General features: G+C 58.4%; 20 protein-coding genes. 12 read left to right on the top strand and 8 right to left on the bottom strand.

What is annotated here, in order from left to right:
* Positions 1–3: 3 nt before the first annotated feature.
* Entirely contained in the window at positions 4–879 is an 876-nt protein-coding gene (locus tag INS80_RS02240; protein ID WP_192964010.1) for a TIGR01459 family HAD-type hydrolase, read from the bottom strand.
* Positions 880–1125: 246 nt separating this feature from the next.
* On the opposite strand from INS80_RS02240, the gene INS80_RS02235 reads away from it, so the two are divergent.
* Complete coding sequence (locus tag INS80_RS02235) at positions 1126–1539, top strand: hypothetical protein (RefSeq protein WP_192964009.1); 414 nt, start codon at positions 1126–1128, stop codon at positions 1537–1539.
* Between the two features lie 66 nt (positions 1540–1605).
* Here INS80_RS02235 and INS80_RS02230 read toward each other — a convergent pair whose 3' ends face one another.
* On the bottom strand, positions 1606–2526 hold the full coding sequence (locus INS80_RS02230) for a manganese-dependent inorganic pyrophosphatase (RefSeq protein ID WP_192964007.1): 921 nt from the start codon (positions 2524–2526) through the stop codon (positions 1606–1608).
* Between the two features lie 210 nt (positions 2527–2736).
* On the opposite strand from INS80_RS02230, the gene INS80_RS02225 reads away from it, so the two are divergent.
* Together INS80_RS02225 and INS80_RS02220 are read left to right on the top strand one after the other, a co-directional pair.
* On the top strand, positions 2737–3246 hold the full coding sequence (locus INS80_RS02225) for a hypothetical protein (protein ID WP_192964005.1): 510 nt from the start codon (positions 2737–2739) through the stop codon (positions 3244–3246).
* Between the two features lie 108 nt (positions 3247–3354).
* Positions 3355–4062: a DUF2161 domain-containing phosphodiesterase gene (locus tag INS80_RS02220; protein ID WP_192964003.1), complete on the top strand. Its 708-nt coding sequence runs from the start codon at positions 3355–3357 to the stop codon at positions 4060–4062.
* Here INS80_RS02220 and INS80_RS02215 read toward each other — a convergent pair.
* The 3 genes from INS80_RS02215 to INS80_RS02205 all read right to left on the bottom strand — a co-directional run bounded on the left by INS80_RS02215 (position 4048) and on the right by INS80_RS02205 (position 6868).
* Positions 4048–5106 carry an acyltransferase family protein gene (locus INS80_RS02215; protein ID WP_192964002.1) on the bottom strand — a complete coding sequence of 353 codons (1059 nt, stop codon included), beginning with the start codon at positions 5104–5106 and terminating at the stop codon, positions 4048–4050. The two genes, INS80_RS02220 and INS80_RS02215, sit on opposite strands and share 15 nt — an antisense overlap.
* Before the next feature lie 356 nt (positions 5107–5462).
* Complete coding sequence (locus tag INS80_RS02210) at positions 5463–5987, bottom strand: VPLPA-CTERM sorting domain-containing protein (protein ID WP_226892536.1); 525 nt, start codon at positions 5985–5987, stop codon at positions 5463–5465.
* 302 nt (positions 5988–6289) lie between these two features.
* On the bottom strand, positions 6290–6868 hold the full coding sequence (locus INS80_RS02205) for a VPLPA-CTERM sorting domain-containing protein (RefSeq protein ID WP_192963996.1): 579 nt from the start codon (positions 6866–6868) through the stop codon (positions 6290–6292).
* Between the two features lie 530 nt (positions 6869–7398).
* On the opposite strand from INS80_RS02205, the gene INS80_RS02200 reads away from it, so the two are divergent.
* The 8 genes from INS80_RS02200 (at position 7399) to INS80_RS02165 (ending at position 14281) form a co-directional block, all read left to right on the top strand.
* Positions 7399–7686 (top strand): co-chaperone GroES, encoded by a 288-nt coding sequence (locus INS80_RS02200; protein WP_192963993.1) that lies wholly within the window; start codon positions 7399–7401, stop codon positions 7684–7686.
* A gap of 63 nt (positions 7687–7749) precedes the next feature.
* A complete protein-coding gene (groL, locus tag INS80_RS02195) occupies positions 7750–9402 on the top strand; it encodes a chaperonin GroEL (RefSeq protein ID WP_192963990.1) in 1653 nt (550 codons plus the stop codon).
* A gap of 330 nt (positions 9403–9732) precedes the next feature.
* Positions 9733–10440: an HNH endonuclease gene (locus INS80_RS19450; RefSeq protein WP_369411354.1), complete on the top strand. Its 708-nt coding sequence runs from the start codon at positions 9733–9735 to the stop codon at positions 10438–10440.
* Between the two features lie 4 nt (positions 10441–10444).
* On the top strand, positions 10445–11107 hold the full coding sequence (locus INS80_RS02185; protein WP_192963988.1) for a DUF3885 domain-containing protein: 663 nt from the start codon (positions 10445–10447) through the stop codon (positions 11105–11107).
* Positions 11108–11283: 176 nt separating this feature from the next.
* Entirely contained in the window at positions 11284–11532 is a 249-nt protein-coding gene (locus tag INS80_RS02180; protein WP_192963987.1) for a hypothetical protein, read from the top strand.
* A gap of 75 nt (positions 11533–11607) precedes the next feature.
* Positions 11608–11967 carry a hypothetical protein gene (locus INS80_RS02175; protein WP_192963985.1) on the top strand — a complete coding sequence of 120 codons (360 nt, stop codon included), beginning with the start codon at positions 11608–11610 and terminating at the stop codon, positions 11965–11967.
* Positions 11968–12005: 38 nt separating this feature from the next.
* Positions 12006–12872 (top strand): DMT family transporter, encoded by an 867-nt coding sequence (locus INS80_RS02170; protein WP_439650926.1) that lies wholly within the window; start codon positions 12006–12008, stop codon positions 12870–12872.
* A 257-nt stretch (positions 12873–13129) separates the two neighbouring features.
* Positions 13130–14281: an alpha-D-ribose 1-methylphosphonate 5-triphosphate diphosphatase gene (locus INS80_RS02165; protein WP_192963984.1), complete on the top strand. Its 1152-nt coding sequence runs from the start codon at positions 13130–13132 to the stop codon at positions 14279–14281.
* 115 nt (positions 14282–14396) lie between these two features.
* Here the strand turns inward: INS80_RS02165 and INS80_RS02160 are convergent, their stop codons facing one another.
* The 3 genes from INS80_RS02160 to INS80_RS02150 form a co-directional block, all read right to left on the bottom strand.
* Positions 14397–15470, bottom strand: coding sequence for a 5-(carboxyamino)imidazole ribonucleotide synthase (locus INS80_RS02160; protein WP_192963983.1), 1074 nt, complete (start codon positions 15468–15470; stop codon positions 14397–14399).
* On the bottom strand, positions 15463–15963 hold the full coding sequence (gene purE, locus INS80_RS02155; protein WP_192963981.1) for a 5-(carboxyamino)imidazole ribonucleotide mutase: 501 nt from the start codon (positions 15961–15963) through the stop codon (positions 15463–15465). The genes INS80_RS02160 and purE overlap by 8 nt, the downstream gene beginning before the upstream one ends.
* A gap of 327 nt (positions 15964–16290) precedes the next feature.
* The gene (locus INS80_RS02150; RefSeq protein WP_192963979.1) at positions 16291–16515 is read right to left on the bottom strand and encodes a YdcH family protein; all 225 of its coding nucleotides are present in this window, start codon (positions 16513–16515) and stop codon (positions 16291–16293) included.
* Between the two features lie 179 nt (positions 16516–16694).
* Between INS80_RS02150 and INS80_RS02145 the strand changes: the two genes are divergently transcribed.
* Complete coding sequence (locus INS80_RS02145) at positions 16695–17108, top strand: Hsp20 family protein (protein WP_192963978.1); 414 nt, start codon at positions 16695–16697, stop codon at positions 17106–17108.
* The last annotated feature ends 4 nt before the right edge of the window (positions 17109–17112 follow it).

Genomic DNA, 17112 nt, shown 5'->3' with positions numbered 1-17112 from the left:
GCTTCAGCGAAGGCGGCCGATCGTGAAGGTCGGAGCGCTTTCTTCCTTTTCAAGGTAAGCGGTTAGCGCATCCGGGTCCGGTTGGTGCGACGTTTTGGTCTCGGCCGCGGCCAGGCCGCCCGAGATAAAGAGAGAATCAATCCCCTCGCCCATGGCACCGGCCACGTCGGTGTGCGGGCCGTCTCCAATTGCCAGAATGTCGCCATCTGCGATGTCTTGCCCCAGCTCTGCCAGGCGGCGGCGGGCAAGGTCATAGATCGGGGGATGTGGCTTGCCGAAGTACAGGCTCTCTCCGCCCATTTCGGTATAAAGCCGCGCCAGGGCGCCTGCGCACCATTCGCGGGTTTCACCGCGGTCTACGACAATGTCGGGGTTGGCGCACAAGAGCTTCATGCCTTTTTGTTTGGCGAGGAGGAAATCCGCCCGGTTCACATCCGGCTCCGCCATTGGGTCAAAGGGCCCACAGCAGACGATACCGGTGGCCTCCTGCAGGGGGACGCGGGTGATTTCGATGGGGGAGTCGATGACGTGCAGCGGCTCAAAGAAGCCCGCATCGCGCTGCCATTCGCCCATGAAGTAGACTTTGTCGCCCACAGCACCGGTGAACATGGCCGCGCGCGCAGAGTCGCCCGAGGTGGCGATGGTGTCATATGCGTCCTGCGGCACGCCGAACTGTTTCAACTGCTCAGCCACGCCTGCGCGCGGTTTTGGGGAGTTGGTCACAAGGACTACGATCCCGCCGTTTTTCCGGTAGGTCTGCAGGGCGGCAACAGCCTCGGGATAGGCGGTGATGCCGTTGTGCACACATCCCCAAAGGTCCACAAAAAGGACGCGATAGGGGGCTGAGACCTCCGCGAGCGTTTCGATGATACGGGTCATGGTTTTGGCCTTTCCTGTCTGGACATGCAGCGTTGGACATCGCGCGCCAGATATGACCGAGTTCCCGCCGTAGTGCCACCGCTTAATATGCCACCGGATTTGGGCGGAACTCTGCGTGTTCCTATGCTTTGCCGCAGTTTCCCGCGCAGCCGTTGCACTGTGTCCGCGGGTAGGCCTTCCTTAAGAATTCAAAAAATAAGATGTGTTTGCGGGCGAACAGGAGCAGCAATCTGAAAAGGCAAAACAATGAAATTGAAGACACGCATGAAATCCTTGGCGCCAGCTCTGACCCTTGCGGTTTGGGCCGCCGGTGCACCTCAGGCCTTTGCCGCGCATGCAAACCCCTGGGCGGATGAGGACGATGAAGTTCAAGAGCAATTCCACGACGTCAATCAGGCCAAATCGGCAGATACTCCAGGACAGGACCAAATGAACGGCGCGATGACGCGTAGCGCGCATGGCAAACTCGGCACGGCGGCCGATTCAAGCGGTCTTGCTGGCGGTACAAACAGTGGTGGCGGCGTAGGAAGCGGTGGCGGCCATGGCGGCGGTGGCGCTGGGAACGCTGGTGGCGGGGGGCACGGCGGGGGCGCAGGCAATGGTGGTGGCGGCCATGGAGGTGGGGGCGCCGGAAACGGAGGTGGCGGCGGCCGCGGTTGATCCTCTGCCGGTTATGAAAAAGGCGCCCCCAGGGGGCGCCTTTTGTTTTGTCCGTTGGTCGAGCAATCAGACCTTCAGGTTCGGAATGATCTGTTTTTTCCGGCTCATGATACCGGGCAGAACAACGGTGTCGCCTGCGGCCTCGGCGTCAAAGCTTTTCTTGGCAACGGTTTTGACCAGATCATTGGGCACCAGCAGGGTGGCTTCTTCGTTCAGAATGTCCACCACGAAGAGCAGCACCTGATCAACACCATCTTCGGACGCGACGGTGGTCATGCTCTCCATAAGGCTGGCCTTGCGATTCAGCACGACGCCCGGTGCGGTGGTTTCCAGAACCGAGACGCGGAACTTGGTGCCGTCGACCTCGTATTCCTTGGAATCCATGCGGATCAGCTCGGCGTCGGAGAAGGAGGAAACATCGGATTTCGCGGCAAACATCTCGGCGGCGTATTCGGCGATGTCGATGCCCAGATCGGCGGCCAGTTTCTCGGCCACGGCGCGGTCATGGTCGGTGGTGGTGGGCGAGCGGAATTCCAGCGTGTCCGACAAGATGCAGGTCAGTGCGGCGCCTTTGACGGCCTCGGGCATCTTGGCCATATCGTCGCCGATCAGGTCGTGCATGATTGTGGCGGTGCAGGCCAGCGGGCGGATGGTGATATCGATCGGGCCTTTGGTCTCCAGGCCGCCGACCAGCTTGTGGTGGTCGATGATCGCCTGAACGTCGGCGCCGTTGATGTTGGCGGGCAGCTCGGCCGGGTTGTTGGTGTCCACGATCACGACGGGCTGGTCGTCGGCCACATCGGCGATGATCTCGGGCTTCTCAAGACCCCAGCGCTCCAGCATGAAGGCGGCTTCGGTGTTCGGCTCGCCCAGCAGTTTGGGGGCGGCGTCGACGCCTTTTACCTCATTCAGGTACCAGGCCCAGACGATAGGGGAGCCGGTGGAATCTGTGTCGGGGGATTTGTGGCCGAAAACGAGCGTGGTCATGATGTAATCCTGTAGAAACGGGAGAATTTGCGCGCCTTATATCAGGGCGCGGGCGTTTGTCACCCCATCACCGCTGCGCTGCGGCGCATCGCCCATGGGGGCTGAGATTTAGAGAAGGAAAGCGTTGCGCGGACAGGCGGGTGCCTATTCACTTGATGGTTGTTAGATGCGGTATATGCTTGCCACATCAGAACGTAACGGTTGAGCCGGATGAAGACATTGAAGCCTTTTGTCAGTTTTGCCGTTCTCCTGGTGTTTTCCATGCTTGCAGCGACCGGACAACACGCGTCGGCAAGTGACGACAGCCATCGCAAAGTTCGGTTCGGTTCCTGGGGTGTGCCACCTGAGGCATACGAAGCGCTGAAGCGGCTCGATACGCAAAATGAAATTGACTTCGGTTTCTCTTCGTTGAACGGGAGCGATTATGACTTTTTCGTTGCTGTGCTGGATGGTATGGAAAATGTTGAGGATTTCCCGCATTTTCGGAAACTTAGGCTAAGTGAACGTGGACCTTACCCAAGTCATGAGCCCCTCGTCGAAATCCATTATCACCTGGATGGCAATGACGACTTCGTCTTGATCTTGATGGATGCCCAGTACTTCTCAGAAAAACACGTGGAGTGCATCGGAACCGTGATGTTCGAACTTATGACCGGGGAGAGATTGGTGCGTCGGAAGGGCAGTGAGATTGTGGGGTTCAGAAACTGCAACGCTCTGTAGGGGTGTCTCTCCCTGATTGCCTGCGGAGCACGGATGAGACATCGTGAGGGCCGGAGCGTTCGTACCTCTTGGCTTGTTTTGCCCCCCTCAAACTGTCAATCAATCCCTATGACACGCGAAGCCGACCTATACCCTCCGATCAAGGCGCTTTTTGAGCGGCAGGGCTATGAGGTGAAGGGAGAGGTCGGCGCTGCGGATGTGGTGGCGCGGCGCGGCGATGAGGATCCTGTCATCGTGGAGCTGAAGCTGCGGTTTTCCCTGTCGCTGTTCCATCAGGCCATTGCCCGTCAGGCGATCACGGATCTTGTTTACATTGCCGTACCCAAACCCAAGGGGAAGCAGGCGCGGCGGATGCTGAAGGACAACCTTTCGCTTTGCCGTCGTCTGGGCCTTGGTCTGATTACCGTTCTGCCGGACGGGCGTGTTGAAGTCCAATGCGATCCCGGACCTTACGCGCCGCGCAAATCCAAGGTTCGCACCCAGCGCCTGCTACGCGAGTTTGACCGGTTGCGGGGTGATCCCAACTCGGGCGGTGCCACGCGTAGTGGAATCGTCACGGCTTATCGTCAGGATGCGCTGGCCTGCGCGGAGTACCTGGCGGAACATGGCCCCAGCAAAGGGGCTGCAGTCGCCTTGGCCACTGGGATTGCTCGGGCCACGACCTTGATGCGGGACAATCACTACGGCTGGTTCGAGAAGATCGCTCTGGGGGTCTACCAGATCAGCGAAAAGGGGCAGCGGGAGCGATTGCGGTGGAGGGCCGAAGCTTCAGATGCAGAGACCAATGCGATGCCTGAGGGCTCAGAACCCAAGTAACCGAGCAACACGCAGTCGCTGCGCGAACAGGGCGAGGGCCACGGGGCCGAGGAGGCCGACGACTGTGCCTAGAAGAAGGTGCAGGTTCGGATCGCTTATGCCTGTTTTCAGCAGGACTATACGCATTGCGGCGCTAAAGGCGGTGTGCGCCAGAAACACAGCCATGGAATGCCGACCCAGAAACTGAATGCCGGACATGAGGTGCCCGCTTTGCCAGAAACGTGTGATGGATTGGCTCAAAGCAAGAAACAACAGCGTGACCAGCGCGGACAATATGTTCAGACCGAAAGACTTTGGGTCGGCATACTGTGCGATGAACTCAAGGCCGATGAAAGCCGCTGGTGCCCAAAGAAACATGTAGGGCGGAAGCCACATTTGGCCTTGCATCCAGCGGGCAGAAAACCCCAGCGCCACGCCCAGTGCGACAAAGGGCAAGTGCCTTAGTGTTTCCATGATCCAATCGACAAGCAGGGGCGGTATTTCAACGCTGTGCCAGAACAGGCTTGCTGCAAGTGCCAGGCCAATCCAGGCCGTGGGGGATTTGTGGAGGTGCGGCAGGGTTCTCGCCAGACCACCCCAGATCACCATGCATAAAAACATCGCCCACAGGAACCAAAGATGTTCAATCGGAGGGAGCGGCAGGACCAGCAAGGCTTCGCTGCCGACCGGTTTATTGGCTGCCGCGCCTGCCAAAATACGTAGACTGATAAAAACATAGGTCCACAGCACGAGCGGATACAGCAGGCGGCGGCTCAGGTGGCCGATGAATTGTCGTCCAGTGCCGCGTTGAGCCTGCTGCAGAAGGAAAGACCCGGTAAGCACAAAGAAGGCGTTCATGTGGAATAGGTAGATGAACCTGTCCAGGTGACCTTGCCAGCTATCGTCAAGTGAAATGAGGCCGCTGCTTTCAAGTCCGCGCCAGCAATGGGCAAGGACGACCAGAACGATTGCTAGGCCGCGTGCGGTGTCGACCCAATGAAGGCGACGAAACCCCGCTTCGCTTTGGGGCCGGGAAGTACTGGAAACGCTTTGGCTATTTGGCATTGGGGAATCGGTTGGCCTTTGAATGTGTTCTGATGTTCCGTTGCAGCTTGCGGATAAGATTTCCAGACAGGCAGATACGTCGAACCTGAGTTGATGAATGGATGATGTCCGGAAGCGGGTTTATCTTTGGTTGACGGGGGCAGGTTCACTTCGAATGATCCAGCAAATTTCCGTGCGGCCAGACCGGACCAAATGGTGTTTTTGCGAGACGCAAAGGAAACCCCGTCATCATGGTTGACTGAGCTCCGGGATTGGCGCGAGCGGGCATGCATTTCACCGCAACAAAAAAGGCGCCGACAGGCGCCTTTTCCTTGGGTCTTCAGACCGTGGCTTGTTGCTTGGCTCAACAGGCGGCCTCAGGCTGCAGCGGCTTTGGTCTTTGATTTGCGGCGCGCGCGTAGGGCCCCCATTCCAGCGATGCCAAATCCAAGCAGGCCCAAGGAGGCCGGCAGCGGAACAGGTGCGATCGAGTTGAACGAGACCGAGCCATAAAGGGTCCGCGATCCAAATTCATGCACGCTGCCACTGAAATCGAACAACAGGTTCAGGAACCCATCAGCAATTAGCGGCGCGAAATCAGCATTGGCGATAGTCGCGCTGCCAGTATGCAGGGAAGAGTATTGTGTTCCCTGGTCGCTTGCAAAGTCGAAGGCATCGTTGGCGCTGTTGTTGTCGAACACGCGTCCAAGGCTGAAACCCTCAATCGACACGTCAATGTACTCACCAGATGAGTTCAGGTCGTCGCGGACCGAGAACGTCAGGATCGCATCTCCGAGGATCGTTGTGGGTGTGGCGAGACTGAACGCTTGATTGTGACCAGTGCCGACGCCGGTCACCGGACCAAAGTTCAGGGTCGCAGCACTAGCTGAACCGGCAGCCATTGCAAGCACAGTGGAAAGGAGGAATCTTTTCATAATGACTTACTCACTCTAAAAAAACGTTGGAACGCCAATAAATTATGACGAATTTGGCGCAAAAGCAAGAAATGATTAATGCAGAGTTAACCGTAGTGTGCGGTTTGCCGGATCACATTCAGGCCCCGGCCGCACTGAACATCTGGTTTTCAGGCCCGAAGCCGCAGATGCTTTGAAAAAACAGGGGGGCTTAGCAATCCGACATTTCGATCGACTTGAGAAGAAAAAGGGCGCCATTTCAGAGGTTTGGTTCCCGGCATCGCGAGTCATCATCCCGACGCTGCAGCAGCTTTTGTCTTGGATTTGCGGCGCGCGCGCAGGGCCCCCATTCCTGCAATGCCAAATCCAAGCAGGCCCAGAGTGGCCGGCACCGGCACAGGTGCGATTGAGGCAAACGAGATGGATCCATATAGCGTGCGAGGGCCGGTTTTATGAACGTGGCCGCTGAAATCGAACAACAGGTTCAGGTATCCATCGGCAATGAGTGGTGCAAAATCAGCGTTGGCGATCGTCGCGCTACCTGTGTGAAGAATGCCAGATGAACTTCCTGATTGTGTTCCCTCGTCGCCGGGGGCAAAGTCGAACGCGTCGTTCGAGCTGTCGTTGTCGAACACGCGTCCCAGGTTGAAGCCATCAATAGACACATCAATAAATTCGTTGGCTGCGTTTAAATCGTCAGTGACCGAGAAGGTCAGTATGGCGTCGCCGACGATTGTTGTCGGGGTGGCTATGTTGAACAGTTGGTTGTGACCATTTCCACTGCCAGACACCGGTCCAAAATTGAGGGTGGCAGCACACGCGGAACCCGCGGCGACCGTGACAACAGCGGACAGGAGAAGACGTTTCATATGGCGAGGCTCGAATTTGTTAAGGATAGGAGTGAGGCCAATTGAAGAGAATTTTATTAAAATTGCAAGAAACTGTCACGCATGACGAATTGGCTTCACGCATCTGGACTGTTCTTTTTGCAGATCGGTGGCTATGCGGGCAGCGTTTTTCGGGTCCGGTCATGGGGCAAGGTCAAACACCTGACGGGCTGCGTTTGCCAGGCCAGAGCCATCTCTCTGGGTCGAAGATGCGGCGCCAATGGATCCAGCAGTTTTCCTGCCAGAGATGAAAGGTCATGTTTGGCCGGTGCGGGAGGCACACAGGCCTTAAAGCGGCGGAGCGCCTCGTCGAAAAAAAGACCGCACTCTCGGTGCCAACTTTGGTATCAGTTGATTTTTGATTTTTCTGGCGAGATGCGTGTTGACAAGGCGCGGCACCATTCCTAGCTTCCGTTTCGTTATCACTCACCCCATGTGAGTGATAACGCCTCTGCGAAGAGCAGGGGCCGACCAGATACAACAACCTTTGAGCCTATTAAGGAGCTGCAAAGATGGCATTGAAACCGCTTCATGACCGCGTGCTGGTACGCCGCACCGAAAGCGAGGAAAAAACCGCTGGCGGGCTGATCATCCCCGATAGCGCCAAGGAAAAGCCGTCGGAAGGCGTTGTCGTCGCCACCGGTGAAGGTGCTCGCAAGGACAGCGGTGAGCTGATCGCGATGGCTGTGAAGGCCGGTGACAAGATCCTGTTCGGCAAGTGGTCCGGCACCGAGGTCACCGTCGACGGCGAAGAGCTGCTGATGATGAAGGAAAGCGACATCATGGGCATCATCGAGTAAGCCCTCCGGCTTCTCTGATCCCCACTCGCTGAAAAACACAGATTTTCTCAAGGAGAAACCAAAATGGCTGCTAAGGACGTCAAATTCGACACCGATGCCCGCAACCGTATGCTCAATGGCGTGAACGTTCTCGCCGACGCGGTTAAAGTGACCCTCGGCCCCAAAGGCCGCAACGTGGTTCTGGACAAGTCCTTTGGCGCACCGCGCATCACCAAGGACGGTGTTTCGGTTGCCAAGGAAATCGAACTGGAAGACAAGTTCGAGAACATGGGCGCCCAGATGGTGAAGGAAGTTGCTTCCCGCACCAACGACGAAGCCGGTGACGGTACCACCACCGCGACCGTTCTGGCCCAGGCCATCGTCAAGGAAGGCCTCAAGCAGGTTGCTGCCGGTCTGAACCCGATGGACCTCAAGCGCGGCATCGACATGGCAACCTCCAAAGTCGTTGAAGCGATCAAGGAGATGGCCCGCCCGGTTAACGATTCTGCTGAAGTTGCTCAGGTCGGCACCATTTCTGCAAACGGCGAAGCCGAGATCGGCCAGCAGATCGCAGACGCGATGCAGAAAGTCGGCAACGAAGGTGTGATCACCGTCGAAGAAAACAAAGGCATGGAAACCGAGACCGACGTGGTCGAAGGCATGCAGTTCGACCGTGGCTACCTGTCGCCCTATTTCGTCACCAACCCGGACAAGATGATTGCAGACCTCGAAGACTGCATGATCCTGCTGCATGAGAAGAAACTCTCCTCCCTGCAGCCGATGGTTCCGCTGCTCGAGCAGGTGATCCAGTCCCAGAAGCCTCTTCTTATCATCGCTGAAGATGTTGAAGGCGAAGCGCTGGCGACCCTGGTTGTGAACAAACTGCGCGGCGGTCTGAAAATCGCAGCCGTCAAGGCACCGGGCTTCGGCGATCGCCGCAAGGCCATGCTGCAAGACATCGCGATCCTGACCGGTGGTCAGGTCATCTCCGAAGATCTGGGCATGAAGCTCGAGTCCGTGACCATGGACATGCTGGGCACCGCCAAGAAGGTCGAGATCACCAAGGATGAGACCACCATCGTTGACGGTGCTGGCGAGAAGGCCGAGATCGAAGCACGTGTTGCTCAGATCCGCACCCAGATCGAAGAGACCACCTCGGACTACGACCGCGAGAAGCTGCAAGAGCGCGTTGCCAAACTGGCAGGCGGTGTTGCCGTGATCCGCGTCGGCGGCATGACCGAAGTCGAAGTGAAAGAGCGTAAAGATCGTGTGGATGATGCTCTGAACGCAACGCGCGCAGCCGTGCAGGAAGGCGTGATCGTCGGCGGCGGTGTCGCTCTGGTTCAGGCCGGCAAAGGTCTCGAAGGTCTGGAAGGCGCCAACGCCGATCAGAACGCCGGTATCGCGATTGTGCGCCGCGCCATTGAGGCGCCGCTGCGTCAGATCGCCGAAAACGCAGGTGTTGACGGTGCGGTTGTCGCTGGCAAGGTCCGCGAATCCGACGACAAGAACTTCGGCTACAACGCTCAGACCGACGAATATGGCGACATGTTCTCCTTCGGCGTGATCGACCCGGCAAAAGTGACCCGTACCGCTCTGGAAGATGCGGCATCGGTTGCTGGCCTGTTGATCACCACCGAAGCCATGGTTGCTGACAAGCCCGCCAAAGAAGGCGCAGGCGCAGGCGGCGGCATGCCCGATATGGGCGGCATGGGCGGCATGGGCGGCATGATGTAATCATCCCGCACCTTTGCGTGAAACAGAAAGGGTCGCCTTGGGGCGGCCCTTTTTTGGTTTCAGGGTACCTGATGGACTGCGGGAGTTGACGGCCTGGAACTCGCCTTTCAGAATGGCTGTCAAAGACATTGAAGAGATGAATTACAACGACCAATGGCCAAAGCCGTTTTTATTCAATCCAGCCAGTCAAAGTACAATGACCAGCCTGGAGTAGCCTATCACTTTCCAAAGGCCAGCTATCTTCGAAAGGTTGAGCAGACTGTAGGAGATTGGGTGGTCTTCTAAGCTGGCAAGGCCGACGGCAGTCGTGGCTACTACGGTGTCCAACGGGTGCTACGCATCGAGGACGATCCAAGTGATCCAACGCACGCCTATGCGATACTGGATCGCAGAAGCGAATTGTCATTTGAGGTCAACGTGCCTCGGATCACGGCGGATAATGAACCCTATGAGACAGGCTTGCCACGGTTTGGCGGCTTTAACACCCAAGCAGTGCGGCTCGTGTCAGGTGCGGATCTTGACCGAATTCTTGCGGCGGGTTTTCAGCCCGAAGCGAACCCGGACACCTTGCCGCGCAGGGGGGCGCTGCGAACTGACGCAGGCGGCTTTGCGGAGGCCCCTACTGCTTTTGAACCCCGCGAAAATATCTTGGTCTCCCGTAAGTTGAGAGATCGTAGTTTCGCACGCCAAGTAAAGGCTGCGTATCGTGGGGTATGTGCGATTTCCGGTCTCGAATTGCGCAACGGTGGCGGGCGTCCGGAAGTCGAGGCGGCACACATCGTTCCAGTGGCAGAGAACGGACCAGATGTCGTGGCAAACGGCTTGGCATTTTCAGGAACCGTTCACGGGATGTTTGACCGCGGTTTGATCGCGGTTGACGAGGATAGACGTATCCTGATCTCCTCTGACGGTATCGCTGCTGACACGGCGTCGCGACTTATTGTTCCGGATCAACGCCTTATTCTACCTAGCAACCCTTATGCGCGACCGCATCAGTGTTATCTTGCTTGGCATCGAGAGCATTGTTTTAAGGGCTAGGCTCATGATACCCGTTGCGGAGCGCGCCCAGGGTGACCCGATGTCCGAGATCTTTGACCGTTTTAATACCAAGCTTAGACCTGCGGATCTTGCTGAACCGCTGTTTTACGAACATGACTACGCGCTGCGGTTTGAGCTGGGCGGAGAGGATGTGTCGACGGAATACCCCATACGTCGCTTTATTCAGGCGCACGCGCGGGCCGTGCGGATTGCGGAGGCGGTCTTCGCCAAATCTGCGCGGGTCTGGTTGCTCACGTGCGACTATGGTGGTGAGAAGCCGCGGAAGAAACACCTGAAACCGTTCGGGGAGATTGGAATCCGCAAGCGTCATTTTGACTATCTTGGGGCAGTCAAATGCGCGGGCGATCCGGATCTCTGCGATGAGATCACCCACTGCCACTGGCACGCGAAGGATATCTGGGATCGGCGTCATCTGGATGAGGCGCTCTGGCTGACACTCGGGGCTGAGCTGGGGGTTCGCCCAACCTTTCAGGGGCCGCTCTACGTGGTGGATTTTGATCGCAACATCGTGTTGTTTCCCTATGACGACCGGGGCATGGATCTGGTGGCGCTGGAACGTGCTCCGCTGGAGCGCGTATATCACGCCCATTCCGAGTGGCTGTTGGAGTGGAACCGGGAGGAAATTGACGCAGTTTTCCAGGGCTGACACCAGCGCTTTTTGCAGGGTCCGAACGCCAGGGCTTGGCCGTATGTGGTCAAGGAGCATGTCCGCGCGCTAGATCGTGTGCTGCGGATTGAGGCCGAACCTGCAGACCCAAGCCATGCCCAGGCTGGCAAGGCACCGTTCGAAACGGGTTCGCACTCAGAGGGACCGTTCGTTGGATGTTTGACCGTGGTCTCATCTCGGCGGGCGAAGAATACGAGATTCTCATAGCCCAGGATGGCATTGCTGAAGAAACGAGCCACAGGCTGATCACGGAAGACAAGCAGTTGTTGCTGCACCAACGCAGAGAGCTGTTGCTACATCAGGGATATTTGCGTTGGCTACCGGCGCAATGCGTTCAAAGGATGCTTGAGGCCAATGCCGCGCATTCGAAAGAGAGGCGTTTTCAATCTCCGTTAGGCACGTAACTGATTGTTCTTGGTGTTTTTGTGTGGCATCGCCCTAGGCTGGAGGTCTGTATCAATTGGAGTTTGGGGGGAGGCATGAAACGTTTGGGAAGTCTGGTTGTGGCGGCCACGTTGTTAGGGGCGGTGGGGCCCGTCGGTGCCGATAATCTGAAGTGGACGATTCGCAGCGACTATCCGCATATCGTCAGCCTGGAGTTTTACAGCCAGGATTACAGTCGGGCATGGCCGGGGGATGGTCAGGTCTACATTCTGGACGACTACGAACCGCGCGAGTACAACCTCAGTTGCGAAACCGGAGAAACCATCTGCTATGGCGCCTGGGTGCGCGGTGACAGCAACAAGTACTGGGGCGTCGGTCTCGACAACTCACAAAGCTGCAACGACTGTTGCTACACCTGCGGATACGGTGATACGGCCTTGCGTATTCTGAACTAAAAGGCGGGAACCTCCGGCCTGATTTGGAGAGGCCGGATTTGTATTTCGTCGGATTGGTCCTGATTGTTCTAATTGCCTTTGCGGCAAACTCCGTGCTCGGGCGCATGGCGATTGGTGGTGGCTATATGGATGCCATGGGCTTTGGTCTTTTGCGCCTGGCGTCAGGGGCGGCCATGTTGCTTCTCCTGCGCTGGAGGCAGAGCCTGCTCGGCTCTAGAACCGTTTCTGATGCACCAATAGTGAACCGGTGGGATGCCCTCAAGGGCGGTGCGGCTCTGACCCTCTACATGATCGGTTTTTGTCTTGCCTATCAGGGGCTTGATGCAGGTCTTGGCGCGCTGGTTCTGTTTGGCGTCGTCCAGATTTCGATGTTTGGCTGGGGGGCACTGACCGGCAATCGAACCGGTGCAGGGCAGATCCTGGGGGCGAGCGTCGCTTTCTTGGGCCTCGCCTATGTTGTCTGGCCCAGTGGCCCGGTGCATGTCCCATTGGGGGCCTCGCTGCTGATGGCCGCGAGTGGCCTTGGATGGGCAGCCTACACCCTGTTGGGGCGAGGAGCCCGTGATCCCCTGCAAGCCAGCGCGATGAATTTTCTTGTGGCAACGGCCATGATGGTCCCCTTCGTGCTGCTGACGCTTTCAGATTTGCGCCTCACATGGTCGGGCGTTGCTCTCGCTGTCCTGTCGGGCGCCGTGACCTCTGGCCTTGGCTATGCTCTTTGGTATCGTGTTTTGCCGCAGCTGCAGCCCGCAACGGCGGCAACAATCCAGCTGAGCGTGCCCGTGATCGCCATCATCGGCGGCGCGCTCGTTCTGGCAGAGCCAGTGGGGCTGCGATTGATGGTCGGCACGGTTGCGGTCCTCGGCGGCATCGCCTTGGTAATCTGGTCGGCTCCGAAACGGTGAAAACGGATTTCGGAATGCGTTTCTGACTACGGATGTGATGCAAGGGGCTTCGTTGCGGTTTTGGCGAGCGGGGCCTCGCCCGAAGCGCTTTCAGCCATGGTGAATGAAGCCCCGATGGTGAATGGGCACGGGTTCACTTCAAGTGCCACGATGGGCGGCACCCTAAATACGCGCTTTGGAAGGCGGTGCTTGGCTTGCCAGAAAGGCTGTGCGATGACAGGTCCGCAGCAGCGGCGAAGCGGTAGAGGATACAGCGCGTGAAGACCCTAGAATTGACCCTTCAGGGCGCGGATGTCCTGTTGCCGGAAGGGCTTGTCAACAATGGAGAACTGACCATCGCAGAGGGGCGCGTCGCCTCTGGGGCGACTGGTCGCGCTGTTGATCTGTCCGGCTATCAGGTACTGCCGGGTATCATCGACCTGCATGGCGATGGTTTCGAACGCCACCTGGCGCCGAGGCGCGGGGCGATGAAGCAGATGGATGAAGGCGTCATCGCCGCCGAGGCCGAACTTGCCGCAAACGGAATCACGACGGCGGTTCTGGCTCAGTTTCACAGTTGGGAAGGTGGGCTGCGCAGCCCCGACTACGCCGATGAGGTCTTTGCTGCAATCGCCTCCGTCAAGGAACGCGTTGTGACCGACATACAGGCACAACTTCGGTTTGAGACTCATATGCTTGGGGATTATGCGGACCTACCGGGGCGCATCGCCGCCACAGGTGTGTCCTACGTGGTCTTTAATGATCACTTGCCCCATGACCGGCTGGCTGATGGAAAGAAGCCGCCGCGCCTTGTGGGGCAGGCATTGAAGGCGGGACGCAACCCGGATGTCCATTGGCAGATGTTGAAAGACATGCATGCACGTACGGCCGAGGTTCCGGCGGCTTTGGATGCCATTTGTGCCGAGCTCGCCGCCATGGGCGTGCGCATGGGCAGCCATGACGATGACAGTGCCAATGCCCGCGCCCTTTGGCGCGAGCGTGGAGTGAAGATCAGCGAGTTTCCGGAAACTCTTGACGCGGCAGAGGCTGCACGGGCCGGGGGCGATTACATCATCCTTGGCTCTCCCAACGTGGTGCGCGGTGGCTCGCACAAGGGCAACGTTTCGGCGGTTGAGTTGATCGCAATGGGTCTGTGTGATGCACTGGCGTCGGATTATCACTATCCCAGTCCACGTCGTGCAGCCTTGATGCTGGCGCGCACAGGGCTTCTAGATCTGGTCGACGCCTGGAGACTGGTGTCGAAGGGGCCTGCAGTTGTTTTGGGGCTGGATGACCGAGGCGATCTTGCCGCTGGCAAGCGTGCAGACATCGTGATCCTGGAAAAAGACAATGGCCGTGTCGCGGCAACCCTGTCCGGAGGACGCGTCAGCTACATGAGTGGTGACGTAGCCGCCCGGTTCTTGGTGTAATACAGCAGAGCTAGAGGAGATGGCGCAGCGCATCCTGCCCGGCATGCGGGCCCTCTTTGCTGCGCGCGAAACCCGCTTGGGGCGGATTTCGCCACTGAGTTGCGAAGCGCAGCGGTTACTTGGTCCGGATGATCCGGTTGATGTGTCCCATCTTGCGCCCGGGCTTGGCCTCGGCCTTGCCGTATAGATGGATAGCGCAGTCGCGCTCGCGCGAGAGTTCTGGAATGCGCTCCACATCGGCGCCGATCAGGTTCTCCATCACAATGTCGCTGTGGCGCTGTCCGTCCCCGAGGGGCCAGCCTACGACGGCGCGGATGTGCTGTTCGAACTGGTCGATGGCGCAGCCGTTCTGTGTCCAATGGCCCGAGTTATGCACACGCGGCGCGATCTCATTCACGATGAGACCCTGTTGGGTGACGAACAACTCCACCCCCATCACGCCCACATAGTCGAGCGCATTCAGGATCTTGGCGGCGATCAGCACCGCATCCATGCGCTGGCTCTGGCTCAGGCGGGCTGGCACAGTGGTGGTATGCAGTATCCCGTCCCGGTGGACATTTTCACCGGGATCAAAACACGCAACTTCGCCGCTTGGGCTGCGGGCGGCAATGACCGAAACTTCGTGGCTGAAATCCACGAAGCCCTCAAGGATGGCCGCTGCGCCTGCCAAAGATGCAAGTGCTGGTGCAGCATCCCCGGCGGACTTGATACGGGCCTGCCCCTTGCCATCATAGCCGAAACGACGCGTCTTTAGGATTGCTGGGGCGCCGATCATTTCCAAGGCAGCATCGAGGTCAGACTGGCTTGCAATATCGGCAAAGGGGGCCGTTTTCAGACCCAGATCCTGAAGGAAGGCCTTCTCGGTCAGCCGGTCTTGCGAGACGCGTAGCGCTTCACGACCGGGACGGATAGGACGGTGTCGTTCCAGAATGTCCAGTGCCGCTGTTGGGATGTTCTCGAACTCGTAGGTGATCACATCAACCGACTTAGAAAAGGCGGTCAGCGCTGCCTCATCCTCGTAAGGAGCGGTCGTCACCCTGTGAGCGACATCGCCTGCGGGCGGGTTCGTACCGGGTTCAAAGATATGCGTTCTAAAGCCGAGACGAGAGGACGCGACCGAGAGCATGCGGCCCAGCTGGCCGCCTCCCAGGATTCCGATGGTGGCGCCGGGCTGCAAAGGATCAGTCATCGCTCGGCTCCTCGGGGATGGAGGCTGAGAGCGCTGCGCGCCAATCGTCCAGTCGCTGCGCAAGGGCGGGATCCTGCAAGGCCAGGATCCCGGCGGCCATCAGACCGGCGTTGGCAGCACCCGCAGCGCCGATAGCCATGGTGGCAACCGGGAAGCCTTTTGGCATCTGTACGATGGAATAAAGCGAATCCACCCCAGACAGCGCACGGGTCTGGACCGGGACGCCAACCACCGGAACGCGGGTCTTGGAGGCCACCATGCCCGGCAGATGCGCAGCGCCCCCGGCACCGGCGATGATCACCTGCAGCCCGCGTTCGGCGGCGGTCTTGCCATAGGTCCACAGCCGGTCCGGCGTGCGGTGCGCTGAGACGATCTTCGCCTCGAATGGCACGCCCAACTCATCCAGGATGGTGGCGGCTTCTTTCAATGTGGGCCAATCCGACTGGCTGCCCATGATGATGCCCACTTTGATATCGGCAGGGGTGTCAGGCATGTGATCCGGTCCTGTCATGCCGCAGGCCGCGCAGGACCTGCTCTGGTGGAAGGAGCGCGCACTATAGTCGAAGTCGCCTGCGGTGCAATGCGGCAATGAGGGACGAGGGCTGCGCAAAGGGTAATGCTGGGAGCAAGAAGCGGTGAAACGACCTATTCACGTTATCCGACAGGGCTGCATGGCGGTGCTGCAGCGCGCTGAGGCGCCCTACAGGACCCAAGACTTTTGCCAGCGGCAGCCAAGCTGCCGACCCGGAAAAGGCGCGGGAGTTTCCCCCTGCCTGGAGGGTTCCCGCGGCTTACCGTGTTTCACGACAGGTTCCAGCGATCAGGCGATAATATCCGGGGTCAGCCGGTCTTCGATCAGGGCGATCTTGTCTTTCAGGATCAGCTTCTGTTTCTTCAGCCGCCGGATGGTCAGCTGATCTGCCGTGCCGCGTTCCTGAAGGGCGGTGATGGCCTCGTCCAGATCCCGGTGCTGTCTGCGAAACACCTCAAGTTCAACCTTCAACACTTCGTCGGTCTTCATCGAGATATCGGTGGGGGCGTTCATTGGCGACTCGGGTAGCTGATGAATGATGGGAGTTGCAGGATACTTTGTTAACGGCTTTTGGGCTAGTCCTAGCCATGCACACTCTTGAGAATTCAAGGGAAGTTACCATATTCTGTAAGGGCGGTGCCCGAACCGGGGCCGCAAGACTATCCGTCGCTTTCGAACAAAGGACGAAACACGTGTCGAAACTTACCTTGGGCTCATACCCGCACATGTTGGGGTTCGAGCAGCTTGAACGCCTTCTGGAACGCTCGGCGAAGTCGGGCAACGAGGGCTATCCCCCCTATAATATCGAGCAGACCTCGGATCATTCCTATCGCATTACCCTGGCCGTTGCCGGGTTTGCCGAGGAGGATCTTTCCATCACAGTGGAAGACCGGCAACTGGTGATCCGTGGCCGTCAAGGCGACGATAGCGACGGTCGTGTCTTCCTGCACCGTGGCATTGCTTCGCGTCAGTTCCAGCGCATGTTCGTTCTCGCAGATGGGGTCGAAGTGGGCGAGGCGCTGATGGAAAACGGGTTGTTGCACGTCGACCTGACTCGCGCCCGCCCGGAAACCGTTGTTCAGACCATCAACATTCGTAAGGGGTAACTCA

This window comes from Phycobacter azelaicus (assembly GCF_014884385.1).
Lineage (GTDB): Bacteria > Pseudomonadota > Alphaproteobacteria > Rhodobacterales > Rhodobacteraceae > Phycobacter > Phycobacter azelaicus.
This window is presented reverse-complemented; position numbering and strand designations above follow the sequence as displayed.

What these genes read in the sequence shown, in the direction of transcription:
- purE (WP_192963981.1), bottom strand. Translation starts at nt 15,963, where the DNA reads ATGCCTGACACCCCTGCCGATATCAAAGTGGGCATCATCATGGGCAGC.
- INS80_RS02230 (WP_192964007.1), bottom strand. Translation starts at nt 2,526, where the DNA reads ATGACCACGCTCGTTTTCGGCCACAAATCCCCCGACACAGATTCCACC.
- INS80_RS02200 (WP_192963993.1), top strand. Translation starts at nt 7,399, where the DNA reads ATGGCATTGAAACCGCTTCATGACCGCGTGCTGGTACGCCGCACCGAA.
- INS80_RS02220 (WP_192964003.1), top strand. Translation starts at nt 3,355, where the DNA reads ATGACACGCGAAGCCGACCTATACCCTCCGATCAAGGCGCTTTTTGAG.
- INS80_RS02215 (WP_192964002.1), bottom strand. Translation starts at nt 5,106, where the DNA reads ATGCCAAATAGCCAAAGCGTTTCCAGTACTTCCCGGCCCCAAAGCGAA.
- INS80_RS02150 (WP_192963979.1), bottom strand. Translation starts at nt 16,515, where the DNA reads ATGAACGCCCCCACCGATATCTCGATGAAGACCGACGAAGTGTTGAAG.
- INS80_RS02225 (WP_192964005.1), top strand. Translation starts at nt 2,737, where the DNA reads ATGAAGACATTGAAGCCTTTTGTCAGTTTTGCCGTTCTCCTGGTGTTT.
- INS80_RS02185 (WP_192963988.1), top strand. Translation starts at nt 10,445, where the DNA reads ATGATACCCGTTGCGGAGCGCGCCCAGGGTGACCCGATGTCCGAGATC.
- INS80_RS02175 (WP_192963985.1), top strand. Translation starts at nt 11,608, where the DNA reads ATGAAACGTTTGGGAAGTCTGGTTGTGGCGGCCACGTTGTTAGGGGCG.
- INS80_RS02210 (WP_226892536.1), bottom strand. Translation starts at nt 5,987, where the DNA reads ATGGCTGCCGGTTCAGCTAGTGCTGCGACCCTGAACTTTGGTCCGGTG.
- INS80_RS02240 (WP_192964010.1), bottom strand. Translation starts at nt 879, where the DNA reads ATGACCCGTATCATCGAAACGCTCGCGGAGGTCTCAGCCCCCTATCGC.
- INS80_RS02160 (WP_192963983.1), bottom strand. Translation starts at nt 15,470, where the DNA reads ATGACTGATCCTTTGCAGCCCGGCGCCACCATCGGAATCCTGGGAGGC.
- INS80_RS02235 (WP_192964009.1), top strand. Translation starts at nt 1,126, where the DNA reads ATGAAATTGAAGACACGCATGAAATCCTTGGCGCCAGCTCTGACCCTT.
- INS80_RS02205 (WP_192963996.1), bottom strand. Translation starts at nt 6,868, where the DNA reads ATGAAACGTCTTCTCCTGTCCGCTGTTGTCACGGTCGCCGCGGGTTCC.
- INS80_RS02180 (WP_192963987.1), top strand. Translation starts at nt 11,284, where the DNA reads ATGTTTGACCGTGGTCTCATCTCGGCGGGCGAAGAATACGAGATTCTC.
- groL (WP_192963990.1), top strand. Translation starts at nt 7,750, where the DNA reads ATGGCTGCTAAGGACGTCAAATTCGACACCGATGCCCGCAACCGTATG.